We start from the raw sequence: 18,053 nt of genomic DNA on the forward strand, positions 1-18,053 counted from the left end.
CATGTTTTTATTTAAACTGCTCAGTTATCTGGTTGGCTATGTATCCATCGCCATACGGGGTGAACACCCGGAAAAATTTATCAATATGGCGGCCATCCGGGGCATCTGCCTGTGGGACATCAGACGGTTGGGGGAAAACTGCGTTCAGGTGAATGTCCGCTTGAGCGCCGTGCATCCCCTGCGTCATATCGCCCGCCAGACCGGCTGCCGCTTTCGCACTACCAAAAGGCGGGGGATGCCCTTTTTATGGATGCGCGTTCGCCGGCGGCGGGCCATGTTGCCGGGCGCGCTTCTTTTTGTGCTTGGTTTGTACATGCTCGGCTCATTTGTCTGGTTTATCGACGTGACGGGCAACCACCGGCTGAACAAGGCTGAAATACTGGCCGTGGCCGACGCGGCCGGCCTGCACCGGGGTATGCCCAAATGGGATCTGGATCCGGACCGGGTGGAGAAGGCTGTACGTGAACAACTGCCGGGCGTATCCTGGGCCGGGGTGTATGTCAAGGGGACAAAGGTAACCATTCAGGTGGTGGAAGCCGCCCTGCCCGGCAAAATAAGCGCCGGTCCCGCCCACATTGTCGCCCAAAAGGCCGGTGTAATCAAAGAAATGCTGGTTTTGGCCGGACATCCGGCGGTTAAGGAAGGGGAAACGGTGCTGCCCGGACAGATCCTGATTTCCGGCATAGTACCGCCGCCGGAAGAACCAAAACCGCCGGCTGTGCCGCCCGGTGAGGCACAGCCGGCGCCGAAAGAGCCCGCTTACGTGCATGCTTTGGGTACGGTACGCGCCCGGGTGTGGTATGAAGGCTACGGGGAAGCGCCGCTGGTGGAAAGCGGCCGGCGTCCCACCGGCCGCACTGAGACCAGGATTTGTATGAAAATCGGGAGCAGGGAAATAATTTTATTTGGCCCCCGGAAAATCCCCTATGCACTTTACGAAAAAGATACTTCGGTGAAAGAATTGCCGGAATGGAGGAATCTGCGTATACCCGTCGAACTAATAACGGAGAAATACCGTGAACTGGAAAATTACCGGGAAGTCCGGGACCGGGAGAGTGCGCGCCGTCTGGCCATGCAAAAGGCCATGCAGTCCGTGCAGGCTCAGATGCCGCCCGGAGACAAGATTTTGCGCCGCCAGTTTACGGATCTGGTGGTCAAGCAACCGGAAAACCTGGTACGGGTAAAGCTGTTTGTGGAATGCCTGGAGGACATCGGAGTGGAAAAACCATTTACGCCTGTTCCGGGCCCGGGCGCGTCGCCGTTGCCCGGCGGAGCCAATCCGCCCGTCCGGCCGCCGGATGGCATTCCACCCGCACCGGCCGGCCATGGACCGCACTAAGAGAGGGGATAATTTGGCAGAACACACCGAGGCCAGGGTGACCCTAGACAATATCAACGCAGCAGCCGAAATATTCGGGCGTCACGATGAACACCTGGCGCTGATCGAGCGTTTGTTGGGGGTAAGGGTGGTGGCCCGGGGCGACGAACTGGTCATCCTTGGTTCACCGGAGCAGGTGGCCCAGGCGCGGGATGTATTTGACCAGTTGCAGGAGTATTACCGCGCCGGCAACCGTCTCACCCGGCATGAGATCAACTATGCCATCAGGGCGGCGCGGGCGGGGATTAATGACGCCCTGACGCATCTGGCCCGGGAGGTTGCCCTGGTCAACGCCCGCGGACGGCAGATCAAGCCCAGGACGCTGGGGCAGCAACAGTATATTGAAATTATTCGCAAGTATGATATTGTATTCGCCATCGGTCCGGCGGGTACGGGCAAGACCTATCTGGCCGTGGTGATGGCCATCCGTGCCCTGCGCGACCGGGAGGTGCAGCGTCTGGTGCTCACCCGTCCGGCGGTGGAGGCGGGGGAAAAGCTGGGCTTTTTACCCGGTGATTTGCAGGAGAAAGTGGATCCCTACCTGCGGCCGCTCTATGACGGTTTATATGACGTGCTTGGTCCGGAAACCACCCAGAAATACCTGGAACGGCACATTATTGAGATTGCCCCGCTGGCCTATATGCGTGGACGCACACTGGATGATGCTTTTATCATTCTGGACGAGGCGCAGAACACCACGGACCAGCAGATGAAAATGTTTCTCACTCGTCTGGGTTTTGGTTCAAAAGCGGTCATTACTGGTGATATCACCCAGATTGACCTGCCCCCGGGGCGGGTATCCGGTCTGGTGCACGCCAGGCAGGTGTTGTCCGGGGTGCAGGGGATTGCCTTCCACCACCTTTCCGGCGAGGATATTGTCCGTCATCCGCTGGTGCAGGAAATTGTCCGGGCCTATGAAACAAACGACGAAGCAGGACTATAGGTGGGCGGCTTCAGGAGAGTGAAGAAAATGTTTCCTCTCGCCAGGATACGGGACAGGACGTTCGGCCGTCTGGCCCCTTTGATGAAACAGCGCCGGGTACGCCGGGTGAGCGCGGCGGTGCTGTTTTTTGTGTTGCTTACCACATTACTCGCGGTGCAATTTGTGCCCGATAAAGTTAATTTAAAAGAGGGACAGGTTTCCCCGGTGCAGGTTTCGGCCCCCCGTAGCGTGGTTTTTGAAGACAAGGGCAAAACAGAAGAACTGCGCGAGCAGGCGGCCGCAGCGGTGCGTCCCCAGTACGACCGGGATCCCCTGGTCAGCGGGACCGTACAACGTGACATCGCCAACACCATTGCCGCGATCAAGGACATTCAGTCCGATCCCAAGGCCAGTCAGCAGAACCGGGTTGACAGGCTGAAGTCCGACCTGCCCTTTACTTTGCCTGCCGCTACCCTGGCCGTGCTGGCACAACCTGCTTCCGGGTCGCTGGACCAGGTGGAGCGGGCGGTGAACGGACTGGTGGCCCAGGTCATGGAAACTGAACAGGGTGTTACGCCGGATAAGTTGGACAGCATCAAAAAAAACCTGTGCGATCAGGTGGATCGGCTGCAGTTCAGCGCTTCGTACCAGAACCTGGCCGAGGGGTTGATTAATCACTACCTGCGTCCGAACAGCTTTTACAACGCCGATAAAACCCACCTTTTGAAACAGGCGGCCATGAACACCGTACAGCCGCAAATGGTGACCATTAAACGGAACGAAATCATTCTCCGTCCCGGAGACGTGGTAACCAGGGACAGTCTGGCCAAGATGGAGGCGCTGGGACTGGTGCAACCGGGCCTGTCCTGGCGGATGTTCGCCGGCAGTGCATTGCTGGTGGCCTTGCTCATGATGGTCGTGTTGCTTTATCTGCACCAGCAGAACCGGGAAATCTACCTGCAGGCCGGCCATCTGTACTTGCTGGGGATTATTGTGGTGGTGGTGCTGGCCATCGCCAAGGCCATCGTGGCGATCAACCTGCCCCAGTGGCCGGAACTGGGCGCGCTATTCGGCTTTATGGTGCCTGTTGCCGCCGCCGGGATGCTCATTGCCATTCTGTTGGATTCACAGGTGGCCATGCTGGTGGTGTCCGTAATCAGTTTTATTCTTACTTTGATGATTGACGGACAGGTGAATTTTGGCATCGTCGCCCTGGTGGGTGGTTTTGCCGGGGTATACAGCGTCAGCAAGCTGAGCCAGCGGGGCGATCTGGCCCGGGCCGGTGTGTTCACCAGCGCCGCTAATGTGGTGGCCATTTTGATCATGGGCCTGCTTGGCAATAATCCTTTTGGACTGGTGCTCACCTCGGCGCTCATCTTCGGCCTGATCAACGGTATTTTATCATCGGTGCTTACCATCGGCGCGCTGCCCTACCTGGAAAGCGCTTTCGGCATTACTTCGGCCGTGCACCTGCTGGAGCTTTCCCAGCCCAGCAACCCGCTCTTGAAACGTCTGCTCACCGAAGCGCCGGGCACCTATCATCACAGCATCATTGTCGGCAATCTGGCCGAGGCGGCGGCCGAGGCCGTGGGCGGGGAAAGCCTGCTTGTACGGGTGGGGGCGTACTATCATGACATCGGCAAGATCAAGCGGCCTTATTTTTTCATTGAGAACCAGATGTCTGAAGAGAATCCCCATGACAAGATTGCCCCGTCCTTGAGTACTTTAATTTTGACTTCCCACGTCAAGGACGGTGTGGAACTGGCGAAGGAATACAAATTGCCCAAAGCGGTGGTCGATATCGTTGAACAGCATCATGGAAGCGGCCTGTGCTCTTATTTTTACCACAAAGCCATGGAAAACGGCGGTCCGGACAACATTAACGAGGACGAATTCCGTTACGAGGGTCCCAAGCCGCAGACCAGAGAAGCAGCCATTGTCCTGCTGGCCGATTCGGTGGAGGCGGCCGTACGCTCCCTGCACAATCCCACTCTGGGCCGGGTGGAGGGGATGGTCCGTAAGATTATCAAAGACAAGTTGATGGACGGGCAGTTGGATGAGTGCGATCTGACCTTCCGGGATCTGGATACCATTGCCGCCGCGTTTATGCAGGTATTAAGCGGCATCTTCCACTCCCGTATCGAGTATCCAGATTTGAACAAGGAGCTGGAAAGGAGAAAAGCCAGAGGTGTCGGTGCTCGTAAGCAATCTTCAAGAAAAAGTGCCGGTGGATGAAAGACTTAACGAACTGGTTATCCGGGTGACAGAGGCGGTCCTGCATGCCGAGGGGGTTGAACCGGCGGCGGAAGTGAGCCTGGTCTTTGTCGACGAGGACTATATTCAACGTCTGAACCGGGAATACCGGGGAATAGACCGTCCCACTGACGTACTTTCCTTTGCCCTGGAGGAAGGGGAACCCATGCCGTCCGGAGGCGGTGAGGTGGCACTCGGGGATGTGGTGATTTCCCTGCCGGCGGCGCAGCGCCAGAGTGTGGAGTACGGGCACAGTTTCGCGCGCGAGGTGGCTTTTTTAACCGTGCACGGGGTGTTGCACTTACTTGGTTACGACCATCAAACGGAGGAAGAAAGCGTACGCATGCGGGCCAGGGAGGAGGCGGTGCTGGCGCAGGCGGGCTTGAGCCGGCAGGGAGGCGAAAATGACACACCGTACTCATAATGACAATTTCAGCCGCAGCCTGCGCTGCGCCCTGGTCGGGGTGGCTTATGCGCTGCGCACGCAGGCAAATATGCGTTTTCATTTTCTGGCGGCCGCAGTGGTGCTCCTGGCCGCGCTGGCCCTGGGAGTGACCGCCGGGGAGTTTGCCCTGCTTTTTTTTGCCGTTTTTCTGGTGCTGACGGCGGAAATGTTCAATACGGCAGTGGAAAAAGTGGTGGATCTGATTACGTCCGAATACCACCCCCTGGCCCGGGCGGCCAAGGACGCGGCTGCCGGGGCGGTGCTGCTGGCCGCACTCAATTCCGTGATCATCGGCCTGCTGGTATTTTTACCGCGCCTGGCCGGCATATTAGTGAACAGAAAGTGAGGCTTTGCCGTGATCCACTTGCCGGTGATGGAATTTCCGGTGGAGAAGTTGATCAACACCGCCCGTGCGGCCCGGGAACGGGCCTACGCCCCCTATTCCGGCTTCCGGGTGGGGGCGGCATTGCTTACCGTTGAAGGACGCCTGTACAGCGGCTGCAATATTGAAAACGCCTCTTACGGCCTGACCGTATGCGCCGAGCGGGTGGCCCTGTTCAAGGCGGTAAGCAACGGGGAAAGGAACTTTGCCGCCCTGGCCGTCATTTCCGGGCGAACGGAATTTTGTACACCTTGCGGCGCCTGCCGCCAGGTGCTGGTGGAATTCGCCCCGGAAATGGACGTATATATGTGCAACGACCGGGGGGAATACAAGCGGCAGACGGCGGCCGGATTATTACCGCTTTCCTTTTACCTGCCCCCGGCTGCCGGCGGGGATAATCCGCCCGGCGGGAAAAAACCGCCAACCCGCCTGACGGAACCGGTGGACAGGTAGCACATACTTTGTACACCGTTGCCGGGTTCGTACCGGGACAAGTGTCAGCAGCGGTATTGGAGCGGCGGGTGAAGCAGCCGCTCCGGAAAAGAGCAAAAAAGTGGTGACAGTAATGTCTGATCAATTCAAATCCGGATTTGTCGCCCTGGTGGGCCGTCCCAATGTGGGCAAATCCACCCTGCTGAACCGGCTGGTGGGGCAGAAAGTGGCCATTATGTCCGACAAGCCCCAGACCACCCGGCATAAAATTCATTCCGTGGTCACCCGCCCGGACGCGCAGGTCATCTTCCTGGATACGCCGGGCATCCACAAGCCACGGCACCGGTTGGGCGAATACATGGTGGAAGTGGCGCTGGGGGCGCTGAAAGAGGTGGACGTGGTTTTTTTTCTGGTCGAGTGCAAGGAGCCCGGACCGGGTGACGGGTATATCACCGGCCAGTTGAAAGGCCTGGCCACACCGGTCTTCCTGGTAATGAACAAGATCGACCTGGTGGAAAAGGACACGCTGTTGTCCTTGATTGAAATTTACCGGCACATGTATTCCTTTGCCGAAATCATTCCCGTATCCGCCCTGACCGGCGACAACCTGCCGCGCCTGATGGACCTGGTGGTGGGTTACCTGCCCGCCGGTCCCAAGTATTATCCCGACGAGATGATCACCGACCGCCCGGAACGGTTCATCATGGCCGAACTGATCCGGGAAAAAGTGCTGCACCTGACCAGTCAGGAGGTGCCTCATTCGGTGGCCGTGGTGGTGGAAGCGGTGGAGGAGAAGAAAAACGGACTGGTGGTGGTGCGGGCGGTGATCTATACCGAGCGGGAATCCCAGAAACGCATTTTGATCGGCCGGGGCGGACAGATGCTCAAGGAAGTGGGCCGCCAGGCGCGGCAGGAGATCGAGGCCTTGCTGGGTTCACGTATTTTTCTGGATCTGTGGGTGAAGGTGCGTCCCGACTGGCGCAACCGTACTGCCGCCCTGCATGATCTCGGTTACTCTTTGCATTAGCTGTCGTGGTAAACGCCTGAGGGCGGTTTTTTTTTGCAAAACACCCCTGCCTGAACAAAAATTACCGGTCCCGGTTTTACTATAAATTAATAGAAACTTAATATATATTAACAGAAACAGTGTTGGTATTTAAAAATGGGAGGTTATGATTAAAAGGAAAAGAGATCCGGCAGTAAAGGGGGAACACCCATGTCCTGCAATTTTGCTGTTGTGGAAAACAACCGGCGCGGGCGGGGAGCTTGCGGACCGGTTGAGCAACGCAATTTGTCGGCGGAAAAAACCTGTGACCTGGTGGATCGGTGCCGGCAGTTGATTGCAGCTGCAGTCGATCAATTTGCCGGGGAGATTATCGGTGAGATCCCCGTCTTTATTGCGGATGCGGCTTTAAAAAATTGTGCGCCGGTACAGGTTTTTTACCGCCGCTTCCTTTCCGGCGACCGGCTCAATGAGTTGGTGTGTAATATTACCGCACAGCTCGGACAGGATCCCCTTCTGGCCGGTTGTTTACCGGAAGTTGAACCACTGTCCGTTCACATCGATTTAAAGCCGGTGGAAAGCTGGTTTGCCCAAATCAGAAAGACCGCTGTAATGTCACAGGCGGCTGCAGCGATCAGCAAGTGGTGTTGTGATCGCGTGTTTGGACTGGTTATGGAGGGTATAGGGGGAGAAAAAGTGGCCGGACTGATTGCCGGTAGTATCCGGGAGTCTGTTTGCAAGCAGTCCGTTCGTGCCGGTGAGATGGTTGCCCGGGAGCGCCTGGCCCTTTGCCTGGCCGGTATGGTTAAAAATACCGGAAGCGAAATCAAAGAAGAGCTTTTTTCCCGGGTGGCTGTGGCCGTTTATCATTATTACGGTTATCCGGCGGACGGGTGGGAACAGGCGGACGGAGAAGCAGGCGCGGAGTCTGCGTAGCTTGCCTGATCAAACAAGGAATAAGCGCCGGTGGCTGGTTGAACCGGCGCTTTTGCATGCCCCGGTTCATGTCAGACGGAAAGGTTTCCGCGTAAAGCCGGTATTTTCCCCGTCCCGGTTCCGTCCAGCATCTTTTTTTCCGGTAAAATACCGTAAACGGTATTCCGATCGCCGCCGGCTGCTTTGTCCCCGCCCGGTTGGATAGAGTTCAGCAAACCGGTGAGCGCCCGGTCCAAAAGCGTACTGAGCCCCACTCCCAGGCCGACTGCACTGAGATCGGCCGGTCCCAGCGGCCTGGTTTTAAAAATGGTGCGCAAAGAGGGCAGGTAGACGGCGCCGGCCAGCAGGGCGGCGGAAAGTGAAACAGCGCCGGTTAGATACTTGTTCCTGGCCCGCTCACCGTTCACATGGTAATCCCAGCGGCAGTCCAGGGCGTGCAGCAACTGGCTTAAAGTAAGGGTAGCCAGGGTGACGGTGCGGGCCAGGGGCAGGTTACCGCGGCCCAGTCCCCACAGGTAGCCGGCCATGCCCGAAACGCCGATGGCAATGCCCCGCGAGACGATCTTGTGCGTGTATTCACGGTCAAAAAACTTGTCCCGCGGTGAACGCGGCTTCTGCTCCATCACGTTGGGCGCCGGGTTGTCCAGGCCAAGGGCGATGGCCGGAAAGCCATCCCCCAACAGGTTCAAAAACAGCAGCTGAATGGGCAGCAGTGCGAGAGGCAGGCCGGAAACGACTGTCAGGAACATCAGCACCACTTCCCCCGCGTTGGTGGCCAGCAGGTAGCGCACCGACTTGCGGATGTTGTCATATATGCCCCGTCCCTGTTCGATGGCCGTGACCAGAGTGGCGAAGTTATCGTCGGTAATGACTATGGTTGATGCCTTGCGTGTTACATCGGTACCGGAAAGTCCCATCGCCACCCCGATATCGGCGCTCTTTACCGCCGGGGCGTCATTGGCCCCGTCACCGATCATGGCCACCACCCCGCCGGGTTCTTTGAATGCCTTGACCAGGCGCATCTTATGCCGGGGCAGTACCCGGGCGAAGACGCTGGCGTTCTGCACCACCGTCCTTAACTCGCTTTCAGACATGCGTTCAATTTCCGGACCGGTGATCACTCTGTCCGTGCGGTTCAACTCCAGGATGCCCAGCTCTTCGCCGATGGTACGGGCAGTATTGCGGTGGTCGCCGGTGATCATGACCACCCTGATTCCGGCCCGCCGGCAACGGTCTACGGCGTCACGCACTTCCAACCGCAGGGGATCGCGCATGCCCACCAGGCCGAGGAAAACAAGATCCTTTTCCTGTGCGGGCAAGTCCGGCGCGGAACGCTTCCCGCCCGGACGGGCGGCCATGGCCAGCACACGCAGGGAGAGGCTGGATAAGTGCTCATTCATGGCCATGATTTCCCTTCTCTTTTCTTCAGTTATGAGCAGCGTCCGGCCATCAGCGGGGAGCCACCGGCACATGGACAGAATTTTTTCCGGCGCCCCCTTGTAGTACAGGGTTGTATTCCCTCCTTCTCCAGCGCAGCAGACGGCCATGTAGCCCTGCTCCGAATCAAACGGTATTTCGGACAGGCGGGGAAAAGTGCGTCGCAAAACTTCCGGCAGCAGGCCGGCCTTCATGCCGGCCACCAGCAGCGCTCCTTCCAGCGGATCACCCAGCACCTTCCAACGGGTATCCGGCTTCCTTTCCCGGACCACCCGGGCATCACTGCACAGGATACCGGCGATTAAAATGTTTTTCAGCGCTTCTTCCGTTTGCGGGGCGTCCGGGCGGCCCGCTTCCCAGATTTCCCCTTCCGGTGCATAACCGGCGCCGCTTACCTGCCATAGATTTTGCGGACAGTAAATATATTGTACGGTCAGCTCGTTTTTGGTCAAAGTTCCTGTTTTGTCCGTGCAGATTACCGAGGCGCAACCCAGTGTTTCCACTCCCGGCAGGTTTCTGACCACGGCATGTTCCCGGGCCAGCCGCCATACACCGGCGGCCAGGGCCACGGTGACGGTGGCCGGCAAACCTTCGGGAATAGCGGCCACGGCCAGGCTGACTCCGGTTAAAAACATGCTGAACGGAGGATGTCCGCGCAAAATGCCGGCCACCACAACCACCCCGCTTACTGCCAGGCAAGCCTTTAAAACCGTTTTACCGATAACTTCAAGCTTTTGCTGCAGGGGTGTACCGCCATTGTTCTTTTCAATCAGCAGCCCGGCAATATTGCCCATTTCCGTGTTCATGCCGGTGGCCACCACTATACCCGTCCCGCGCCCCCTGGTTACTGTGGTGCCCATGAAGGCCATGTTCAGACACTCGTGTACCAGGTCGTGGTTTTTCAAGGCGGCGGTTTTTTTACCAACCGGGCAGGACTCACCGGTGAGGGAAGACTCCTCCACTTCCAGGCAGTGCGCAGTGCACAGGCGTACGTCCGCCGGTACGATGTCGCCCTGTTCCAAAAAGATTACGTCTCCAGGGACCAGTCCGGCTGCCGGTACTGCCAGTCTCCGGCTGTTCCGCAGCACCCGGGCGGTGGGAGCGGTCATCTTTTTCAAGGCGGCCAGGGCATTTTCCGCTTTTTGTTCCTGCAAAAGCCCCAGCAGGGCGTTCATGGCCACTATGGACAGAATGGCCAGGGCATCGCCCGTTTCCCCGAGGAAGAAACAGATCACCGTCGAGCCCAGCAATGCCTGGACCATAAAGTTGTTCAACTGGTTGTAAACTCTGCGCCATATTCCCGGCGGCCGGCTTTCAGCCAGCCTGTTCGGGCCGCAAAGGGAAAGGCGTTTTTGTGCTTCCTCTCCGGTCAGTCCCCGGTGCGGGTCGGAGCCTAGTTTCAAAAAAGTTTCGTTTACGGACAAGGCCGGCCAGCCATTGTTGCAGGACAGTTTCCCGGGCAAGTTCGTTCCATTTTCATTGCCGGTTTTGAGCATTTTGCCATGTCCCGCCGGGACCGGCGGACTGTTTTCCGTGCCTCTGTCCACGGCGGGGCGGGCGTCGCTTTTCGCCTTTGCGTTTCTGTCCGGCCGGTTGCTGTGTGATCGCCGCCGTGCCGGGGAGAGGGCGCTCAAACCGAGGAGCAGGGTGGCCGCACTGTTGTAAAGGGCGGCGGCGGGCGCATTCAGGCGCCGGCAGGCCGCCAGAAAGAGGCCAAGCCCGGTGGCCCCCCGGTAAAGCGATTGCTTTTGCTCGGCCTTGAAAGAATACTGCCGGGAAAGCTGGAAAAGCAACTTCAATTTACCGGGGCTGATTTCCGGTATGAGCACTTCCGCTCTTCCGTTAAAGCCAGCGCGGTTCAGCTTGATTCCCACGTCTGCCGCGGAAAGGCAGGCCGCCCCGCGTGCTCCGGTGCAAATTACCGCCACCACTCTTTTTTGATGCTGCAGGTTGTTAATCAGTCGCACTTTCTCCGCGGTGGAAAGTCCGGCTGCGGAAAACTCCCAGACTCCCAATCTTTCCGCCAGTGGTTGTAAAACCCCGGGCTCTTCACTGGAAATGATACCGGTCATGGTCACACCCTGTATCCTGAGCAGGTGAATCAGTTCCCGGGCGTTTTCGCGCATGGTACTGACAATGCCGATGATTCCGGTCAACCTGCCGTTCCGGGTGACGTACAACGGAGTTTGCCGCAAATGAACCAGTTGACGGACTAATAACCGGGCACGGACGTCCCGTGCCGCGGGACCGGTAAAAGCGGCGTTTCCGACCGTGGCCGGGATACCGTTCACCCAACCCCGGACGCCGTTTTGCTGCCGCATGATGATCCCGGCCCGGTAAGGTTTCAATCCATCACGGTCCTCCGGCATCAACACCCCGGCCAGCGGGTGGTTCGCTTCGGTAGTCAGGACGGCGGCGGTGAACAGGACACCGTCCGGGTCCGCACCGTCCAGGGGGATGATATCACCCACACGGGATGGCGTGAACAGCGCACCGGTTTCGTTGAATAACACCGTATCCACAGTGGCCAGCTTTTGGAGCGTTTCCGGCCGGTCAAGGTAAATCCCGGCGGCGGATGCCTCCCGGGCGCCGGCGATGAAAGTCATGTCCCGGAGCATGGCCGCTTGCCCGGGGCAGGCGGCCATGAGCATGGCCAGACTGCGCTGCCAGTCACTGGTAGTTATACCGTTTAAAACAGCCAACCCCAGGTAGGTGTTGCCCGGTCCCCCCGGTTCATTATCCGTGCTTTCCCATGATCCGGCGCCGGTTGCCCGGCGGGAAAGGGTTTTCTTCAGCGCCGCAGCCGGTGCGACGCCGGAAAGCGCCTGCCGCTCATACTCCTTGCGCACATCGGCTTCCTGCAGCAAAGCGGCCTGCTCCATCAGATTGACTGTCAGGGGCGGAACACTTTCCCGTAACACCGCGGTGGCCAGTCCTGCCGACTTTAACGCCGGATCCGCTATTACCGGGCCGCCGGCTGTAAGTTCCCTCAGGCACCGGCTTAACAGCGGATAACCGGAGACCACTGTGAGCAGGGCTGAAGCATAAAATAAGCCGGGGGAAAGTGCCAACCGGGAAGGTCCCAGCACAAAACGCTTCCAGGCGATCAATCCGGTCAGACCGGCGGTCAGGTAAGCTTTCAGCCGCCGGTGGCGGTACCATCCGTCGTCCGTCCGGCGACCTCCCGCCGGCAACCGGGGTGATGGCATCACTGCCGTGCCCGTGACGGTTGCTTCCGGTGCTGTTGCCTCCGGACGCTTTTCTGCTGATCCAGATGCCGCCTGCAGGGTTTCCCGCCAGCACCCGCCGGTCAACGCCGCAACGGATGCTTTACTATGTAACCGGTTGTCATAAACGATCAGCAAACGGCCGGTCAGGGGGTTGGCCCGGGCCGCAGTGACTCCTTTCACCGTATTGAGTCGCCGTTCCAGTTGCCGGGAAAGGTTTTTCGCCCCCTGCAAGCCCGGCATTTCAATGCGCATACGTCCGGGCAGAAAGTGCAACACCCGGCCGTACTGAAGACCGGCGTCATTCCGGCTCATGTCGCTCACCCCCGTCAACCACTTAATCAAAACGCTGCCCTTTTTAAGGGCAGCTTGCATGAACCTTATAAAAAAACTAACTTTCTGGTACCGGTGTTCCCCCGCCGGGCTGCGCTTCCTCCGCGGGGGCCGGTGTTTCTTCCTGGTTTTCCTTTTTATATTCCCTGGCCTCGGCCACCAGGTTGTCCCATTTTTGCTTTGCCGCACCGGTGACTGCCTTTACCTTGTCCACCGCATCCAGGCCGCTACCCACTGCGGCAATGCCGGCGCTGTGCATTTTGGATTTTATGTTTGCGTTCCGGGATTCTTGTTGCGCCCTGGCTTCGGTTACCACCCCGTTCCAGCTCTCACTCGCTTTTTCACTGCATGATCTGGCAGCATCCGTCAGGGACAGGGCCGCCTTGGTGGTTTGCACCGCCACCGTGCGCAGTCCTTTGCGGATTCCCGGACTGATCAATATTCCGGCCGCCAGACCGGTCAGGAGCAATGTCCATGGAGAAGTCCGGGTCAAAAGCCGGTTTAACATTTTTTCACCCCCTGTAAAAAATTTGTTGACTTAATGGTAACATCATCCAAGACCGTTGTCAATGAATCTTAACAATAAATTAATATAGAATTAATATTTTTAGTACGGACCTTGCTAGTGTAATTTTACCGGGAATATTGACGATTCTTGTGATTGATGATACAATACTACAAATTTCCAATCATTCGAGGTGACAATCATGAGCAGGGAGGCAGGCGGTGTTTATAACTGGTATTTAATCGACCAGTTAACCGAAGAGCTTCTCAACGAACTTGATGAGCGCGCGGACAGGCGATACGCCGGCAGGGGACGTTACCCGGCACGCGATCTGGGCCGGTTGCGGCGGGAGGTTTATCAGGAGTTAAATGCCCTGCGGGCACTGGAAAACCGTTTGCGGCGTTCCAGGGTCAGTCCGGGCGCCCGGGCAGTTCTCGCCGGGTTGCTGGAGGAAAGCGCCGGACGGGGACAGACCATGGATGAGCTTTACCGGATGCTGCCCCGGCCGGCTCTCGGCGACCGGTTGGCCGGTCTGCTGCAGCCGCGCTACGGCATGTATTTATTGCTGGCGCTGCTGATTATTCTGGCCGTGCCGTCCACGCGCGAAGCGGTGAAGCCGGTGCTGAAAAAAGTGATCGCGGAAGTGAGTGATCTGGGTGAACAGTTACAGGGGATTTTATCCAAACTGAAGGAAGGCATTGAGGATGTGGTGGCCGAAGCGCGGTTCGAAAAGCTGAAAGAGGAAATGGAGCAGGCCGCAAGCGGGAAAACGCCGGAAAGTGAACCGGAAAACGGATAGCCGGAGGTGCATGACCGATTTTGGAACAACTGGAACAGGCCAGAATCAAACTGGAGGAGGCATCCCGGCTGGTGCGTGAAGCGGCGGACTTGAGTCTTACGGCGATGCTGCAGGATACCCGGCACAAAGCACCGGTTGCCCGCTTGTGGGAGGCCTTTTTGGGCGACTTTTTATATTATGTCCGGTTGAAAGGCAGGCAAAACAGGTGCAATCTCTTCTCCCTGATCTCATTTGCCCGCATCTGGCACCGCTGAACCCGGACCGGCAATCTGTTCAGTACTCTGACGGGGCCAGTTTGGATTAAGCTTCAAAACCGCCCCCCCAGCGCTGTACAAGCGTGTTTGCGATGCCCAGCAAATCCAGCACCCGCCCGGCGGTCTGGTCCACCAGGTCCTGGATGCTTTGCGGCCGCTGGTAAAATGACGGCACCGGCGGTGCAATAATCACCCCCAGGCGGGCCAACCGGAGCATGTTTTCCAGGTGAATGGCGCTCAACGGGGATTCCCTGGGCATAAGCACCAGGGGGCGTTTTTCCTTGATCGTGACATCGGCGGCGCGTGCCACCAGATTGTCGGCATAACCGTTGGCAATGGCGGATAAGGTTTTCATGCTGCAGGGAGCGACGATCATGCCCTGGTGAATAAAGGATCCGCTGGCCACCGGGGCGGATAGATCCCGGTCCGGATAAAAATAATCAGCCAGTTCAACCACCTGCTCCAACGGGCCGGTGGTTTCCATTTGCAGGGTTTTTTCCGCCCAGGAACTCAGAATCAGATGGGTTTCCACATTCAAACGGCGCAGCGCCTGCAACAGGGTCAGGCCGTAAACGGCCCCGGAAGCGCCGCACATGGCCAGAACAATGCGCATGGGAAAAGCCTCCCAAAGTAATGAAATCAATGACACCGACATTATACCATGCCGTGAATTGTTTATAAACGCATAGATTGCAGGGCAATGGCAAATATTATTTGGGAACGCAAAAGGAGGGAGGTGAAAAATCGTGCACAAAAGATACGGATGGCTTGCCTGGCTGCTGGTGGCGGGCCTGTTGATGGCGCTGGCCGCCGGGTGCGCCACGGCCCGTAAGCCGTCACCTCCGGCGTCGCCCAAACCGGCCCCCGCGCCCACTGCTCCGGGACCGACCGTGGGTACTCAACCGTTGCCGACGACTTCGGCCGGGGCCGCCCAGTTGGCCGGAAAGCTGGCGACAGAGGCTAAAAAGGTGCCGGGGGTTAAATCGGCTACGGTGATTTTGACCGGCAACACTGCTATAGTGGGACTGGATCTCAAAGCGGGAATAAAAAGCGCCGACATCGCCTCAATTAAAACCGAAACAGCCAGGCGGGTCAAGGCTGCCGATAAACGGATCCGTTCCGTCCAGGTAACCACCGACCCGAAGATGATCGCCCGGATTCAGGGTGTGGCCGGGGGAATCGCCCGGGGCAAACCGCTTTCCAGTTTTAATACGGAAGTGAATACGATTTTAAAAAGCATTACTCCCACCGCCAGGTAAATGAAAAATCCGGGTAGTTTTCCAGCCCGGATTTTTTTACTTCTTTAGCTGCTTGTTTGGCAAAACATTGACCGGCCGCTTGGTCACTGTATTCCATTAACGGCAAAGATGCCTTGTTTAAAACCGGCGATAGCGGATATTATTGCTGCTTCGGCCGGTACGCGCCCCGTCAATACCATAAAATAATGCCGGCAAAAACCGCTCCCGCCATGACCACCTCATGCTCCACGGATTTTACCCGGTAGGTGACCAGGGAGAGGCCGCGCATGTCAAAAGCCTCTTCCACCATACCCCGGATGGTTTTTTCCGCCTCCTCCCGGGAGGTGCGGCCGGAGTACTCCATGATCACCCCGAAACCGCTTTCCGGTATGCCCACCGCCACGGCAGCCGCGATTCGCTCTCCGGGCGTGGCGGACTTGAGCGCTCCGTAAGCCACGGGAACCAGTGCGCCGGGGGGCAGGATGACGCGTTCCGCGTACCGGGCGCCGGGAGGCAGGATGCTGCTCACCCGGAGCAGGTTGACATTGCCCGCTCCGGCTGCCAGCAGCGCCTGGTCAAAGGCGTTTAAAGGAGTGTGGCCTTCCCCGGTTCCTGCGACCAGGGTAAATTTTGTCGGTGTCGGCAGCAAACTTTTCCCCTCCAAGTATTTTATTTTGCTGATCAGGCGGCGCGATCCGGCGTTTCCGCCAGTACTTTGATGACCACAATCGGTGTTTGCTGGTCATCATTGCCGAAAGGATTGTCCCTTAAAGATTCCCTGGCAATCCGTCCGCTTTCCGGGTTGCTGGCGGCCAGGATATCCACACACTTGATATCGTTGACATCGGCGATCACCGCATCCGCACCGGTGGCGCGGCGGATCCGGTCAACGATTTGGTCCGGTTTGCGTGGTCCGAGAATAATGTGTTTTTCGTAAGGCCACATGGTGCCGGCCACATCGTCGATAAGAGCCAGTTCCTGCCCGGCCACCCGGTAAAAGAGGCCCCTTTTACCAACCAGACGGCCGGTCGCCGCCGCCGCGCAACCCAGTAAAATCCTGATCGTACCCACCTCCCGGATGGCCAGTTGCATGGCCGGCGGCGTGGCCAGGCTGCCGTGCTTGCCGGGAAAACGGCACAAGAAGCGGGCCAGTAAACCGGGCCGCACATCCTGCGGCAGGACGGCCCTTTGCTGGGTAATGGCCACCACGCTTTCCGCCAGGGCGATCACATCTCCCGGTTCGGCCACTCCTTCCGTGTATCTCCCGGCCAGTTCCACGATATCATCTTCCGCGCTGATCACGTGTGTACGGATGGGAACGGGGTAATAGGGCGTAATGTTCACCGCCTTTCCCAATTTATTTGCGTACGGGCACAGCTAATATCAGAGTATGGTTTTGCCCTTCATACGGTGCCTGTCCATTGACAGGCCGGGCAAAAAACCGCACCGGGAAATTAATCCGGCGCGGCCATGAGCAGGGCCACCCCCTTGATGAATCCGGCGGCCGGCAGGAATAAAATCTGTGCCAGGATGGTGCCCAGGATACGGGTCAGACACAGGTAGTAGACCATCTGCCGGACGTCGCCCGGTCCGCGCTGGCCCCGGATGGCCTGATCGGTGATCATGGCCGCGGTTGGATCCACTATCATGGCCGATAAAATCGTGGCCAGACCGTTGACCACACCCGAGAGCAGGCTGGCTGTGGAGCGGTAGTCCGGCAGCAGCGCACCGGCGTACAGTGCTGACAGTACCCCGGTGGTCCAGATGCCGATCACGGCCGTATTGGCAGTCAGAAAGGACAGGGGGATGCTGCGTTGCCGCCCGGTTTTGACAGCGTTACTGAAAGCAGTCACGTGTAACGGTCTTTTGCGCAGCGCACGCCCCAGCCGGCGGGGCGACAGGACGACCAGCACCAGGCGGGGAACGGAGCCGGCTTCTTCAAAAAGCAGGATTACCCGGGTGAATACGTAATTAAAAGCCGGGGTAAAAATTACCCCGGCGATGGTGCCCAGTGTGGCGGCCAGGATAATCAGGCGGATATCAAAGCCCAACTGGTTGAGTTGCTGTTGATAGAAGGGTGATTCAAGCAGTTGCCGGCCGGTTGTCGCCGCCTTCTCCATGCCCTGATTGATGCTGCTTTCCACCACCGAGGATAAAAGGGGCGCCTGTACCAGGTTGGCCGTACTGGCCAGCAGGGCGATAATTTGAAACAAGGAGAAAGCGGTGGCCAGACGCCGGGTGGTTACCCCGGAGAGCCTGACCGCGTATACCAGCGTGTCAGTTAAATGAATAATTGCCGTTAGTAAAGCGATTAAAAATATGCGATTGATTTTTCTCACCTGCCTGCCGGTTCCGGCCGGGGTTGTCTATGGAAAATATATGCTGCCGGGGAAAGCGGTAAAACGGAAAACTGGTGTGCGTAACCACTGACCATTGGTCCGGCCGGTGTGGTTACCGGACTGTAGAGCCGCCGGGGAAAGGGGGATGAAATGAAAAGGAGCCGCATGCG

17 protein-coding genes are annotated in these 18,053 nt (G+C 58.1%); 11 read left to right on the plus strand and 6 right to left on the minus strand.

Translation table 11 applies throughout. The annotated features are described in order from the left end of the window. Position 1 precedes the first annotated feature (1 nt). From yqfD to A6M21_RS03640, 8 genes are all read left to right on the plus strand, one after another. Positions 2–1,339 carry a sporulation protein YqfD gene (gene yqfD / locus A6M21_RS03605; protein WP_078060383.1) on the plus strand — a complete coding sequence of 446 codons (1,338 nt, stop codon included), beginning with the start codon at positions 2–4 and terminating at the stop codon, positions 1,337–1,339. Between the two features lie 13 nt (positions 1,340–1,352). Further along, on the plus strand, positions 1,353–2,321 hold the full coding sequence (locus A6M21_RS03610) for a PhoH family protein (RefSeq protein WP_066666527.1): 969 nt from the start codon (positions 1,353–1,355) through the stop codon (positions 2,319–2,321). Positions 2,322–2,348: 27 nt separating this feature from the next. Then, the gene (locus A6M21_RS03615) at positions 2,349–4,535 is read left to right on the plus strand and encodes an HD family phosphohydrolase (RefSeq protein WP_066666647.1); all 2,187 of its coding nucleotides are present in this window, start codon (positions 2,349–2,351) and stop codon (positions 4,533–4,535) included. Further along, positions 4,489–4,977, plus strand: a complete 489-nt coding sequence (gene ybeY / locus A6M21_RS03620; RefSeq protein ID WP_066666646.1) for an rRNA maturation RNase YbeY — start codon at positions 4,489–4,491, stop codon at positions 4,975–4,977. The genes A6M21_RS03615 and ybeY overlap by 47 nt, the downstream gene beginning before the upstream one ends. Next, a complete protein-coding gene (locus A6M21_RS03625; protein ID WP_066666528.1) occupies positions 4,958–5,344 on the plus strand; it encodes a diacylglycerol kinase in 387 nt (128 codons plus the stop codon). The genes ybeY and A6M21_RS03625 overlap by 20 nt, the downstream gene beginning before the upstream one ends. 9 nt (positions 5,345–5,353) lie before the next feature. Further along, positions 5,354–5,833: a cytidine deaminase gene (gene cdd / locus A6M21_RS03630; RefSeq protein WP_345788076.1), complete on the plus strand. Its 480-nt coding sequence runs from the start codon at positions 5,354–5,356 to the stop codon at positions 5,831–5,833. A gap of 112 nt (positions 5,834–5,945) precedes the next feature. Next, positions 5,946–6,839: a GTPase Era gene (gene era / locus A6M21_RS03635; RefSeq protein WP_066666529.1), complete on the plus strand. Its 894-nt coding sequence runs from the start codon at positions 5,946–5,948 to the stop codon at positions 6,837–6,839. A 189-nt stretch (positions 6,840–7,028) separates the two neighbouring features. After that, the gene (locus A6M21_RS03640; RefSeq protein ID WP_066666530.1) at positions 7,029–7,751 is read left to right on the plus strand and encodes a hypothetical protein; all 723 of its coding nucleotides are present in this window, start codon (positions 7,029–7,031) and stop codon (positions 7,749–7,751) included. 71 nt (positions 7,752–7,822) lie between these two features. On the opposite strand, the gene A6M21_RS03645 is transcribed toward A6M21_RS03640, so the two are convergent. Then, entirely contained in the window at positions 7,823–12,730 is a 4,908-nt protein-coding gene (locus A6M21_RS03645; RefSeq protein WP_066666531.1) for an HAD-IC family P-type ATPase, read from the minus strand. A 76-nt stretch (positions 12,731–12,806) separates the two neighbouring features. Continuing rightward, positions 12,807–13,256, minus strand: a complete 450-nt coding sequence (locus tag A6M21_RS03650; protein ID WP_066666532.1) for a hypothetical protein — start codon at positions 13,254–13,256, stop codon at positions 12,807–12,809. Positions 13,257–13,455: 199 nt separating this feature from the next. On the opposite strand from A6M21_RS03650, the gene A6M21_RS03655 reads away from it, so the two are divergent. Both A6M21_RS03655 and A6M21_RS03660 read left to right on the plus strand, forming a co-directional pair. After that, positions 13,456–14,052 (plus strand): magnesium transporter CorA family protein, encoded by a 597-nt coding sequence (locus A6M21_RS03655; protein ID WP_066666533.1) that lies wholly within the window; start codon positions 13,456–13,458, stop codon positions 14,050–14,052. 20 nt (positions 14,053–14,072) lie between these two features. Next, on the plus strand, positions 14,073–14,306 hold the full coding sequence (locus A6M21_RS03660) for a hypothetical protein (RefSeq protein ID WP_066666534.1): 234 nt from the start codon (positions 14,073–14,075) through the stop codon (positions 14,304–14,306). 46 nt (positions 14,307–14,352) lie between these two features. Here A6M21_RS03660 and A6M21_RS03665 read toward each other — a convergent pair whose 3' ends face one another. Next, entirely contained in the window at positions 14,353–14,919 is a 567-nt protein-coding gene (locus A6M21_RS03665; RefSeq protein ID WP_066666535.1) for a UbiX family flavin prenyltransferase, read from the minus strand. A 133-nt stretch (positions 14,920–15,052) separates the two neighbouring features. Between A6M21_RS03665 and A6M21_RS03670 the strand changes: the two genes are divergently transcribed. Then, positions 15,053–15,565 carry a YhcN/YlaJ family sporulation lipoprotein gene (locus A6M21_RS03670; RefSeq protein WP_242868751.1) on the plus strand — a complete coding sequence of 171 codons (513 nt, stop codon included), beginning with the start codon at positions 15,053–15,055 and terminating at the stop codon, positions 15,563–15,565. Positions 15,566–15,734: 169 nt separating this feature from the next. Here A6M21_RS03670 and A6M21_RS03675 read toward each other — a convergent pair whose 3' ends face one another. The 3 genes from A6M21_RS03675 to A6M21_RS03685 all read right to left on the minus strand — a co-directional run bounded on the left by A6M21_RS03675 (position 15,735) and on the right by A6M21_RS03685 (position 17,883). After that, entirely contained in the window at positions 15,735–16,193 is a 459-nt protein-coding gene (locus tag A6M21_RS03675) for a pyruvoyl-dependent arginine decarboxylase (protein ID WP_066666536.1), read from the minus strand. 32 nt (positions 16,194–16,225) lie between these two features. Continuing rightward, positions 16,226–16,888, minus strand: coding sequence for a coenzyme F420-0:L-glutamate ligase (locus A6M21_RS03680; RefSeq protein WP_151191784.1), 663 nt, complete (start codon positions 16,886–16,888; stop codon positions 16,226–16,228). A 110-nt stretch (positions 16,889–16,998) separates the two neighbouring features. After that, positions 16,999–17,883 carry a lipid II flippase Amj family protein gene (locus A6M21_RS03685; RefSeq protein WP_345788077.1) on the minus strand — a complete coding sequence of 295 codons (885 nt, stop codon included), beginning with the start codon at positions 17,881–17,883 and terminating at the stop codon, positions 16,999–17,001. Positions 17,884–18,053 lie beyond the last annotated feature (170 nt).

Source organism: Desulfotomaculum copahuensis (assembly GCF_001655685.1).
GTDB lineage: Bacteria > Bacillota > Desulfotomaculia > Desulfotomaculales > Desulfovirgulaceae > Desulfotomaculum_G > Desulfotomaculum_G copahuensis.

Coding starts and splice junctions, on each gene's coding strand:
- yqfD (WP_078060383.1), top strand. CDS start 2: ATGTTTTTATTTAAACTGCTCAGTTATCTGGTTGGCTATGTATCCATC.
- A6M21_RS03615 (WP_066666647.1), top strand. CDS start 2,349: ATGTTTCCTCTCGCCAGGATACGGGACAGGACGTTCGGCCGTCTGGCC.
- A6M21_RS03625 (WP_066666528.1), top strand. CDS start 4,958: ATGACACACCGTACTCATAATGACAATTTCAGCCGCAGCCTGCGCTGC.
- era (WP_066666529.1), top strand. CDS start 5,946: ATGTCTGATCAATTCAAATCCGGATTTGTCGCCCTGGTGGGCCGTCCC.
- A6M21_RS03640 (WP_066666530.1), top strand. CDS start 7,029: ATGTCCTGCAATTTTGCTGTTGTGGAAAACAACCGGCGCGGGCGGGGA.
- A6M21_RS03645 (WP_066666531.1), bottom strand. CDS start 12,730: ATGAGCCGGAATGACGCCGGTCTTCAGTACGGCCGGGTGTTGCACTTT.
- A6M21_RS03650 (WP_066666532.1), bottom strand. CDS start 13,256: ATGTTAAACCGGCTTTTGACCCGGACTTCTCCATGGACATTGCTCCTG.
- A6M21_RS03655 (WP_066666533.1), top strand. CDS start 13,456: ATGAGCAGGGAGGCAGGCGGTGTTTATAACTGGTATTTAATCGACCAG.
- A6M21_RS03665 (WP_066666535.1), bottom strand. CDS start 14,919: ATGCGCATTGTTCTGGCCATGTGCGGCGCTTCCGGGGCCGTTTACGGC.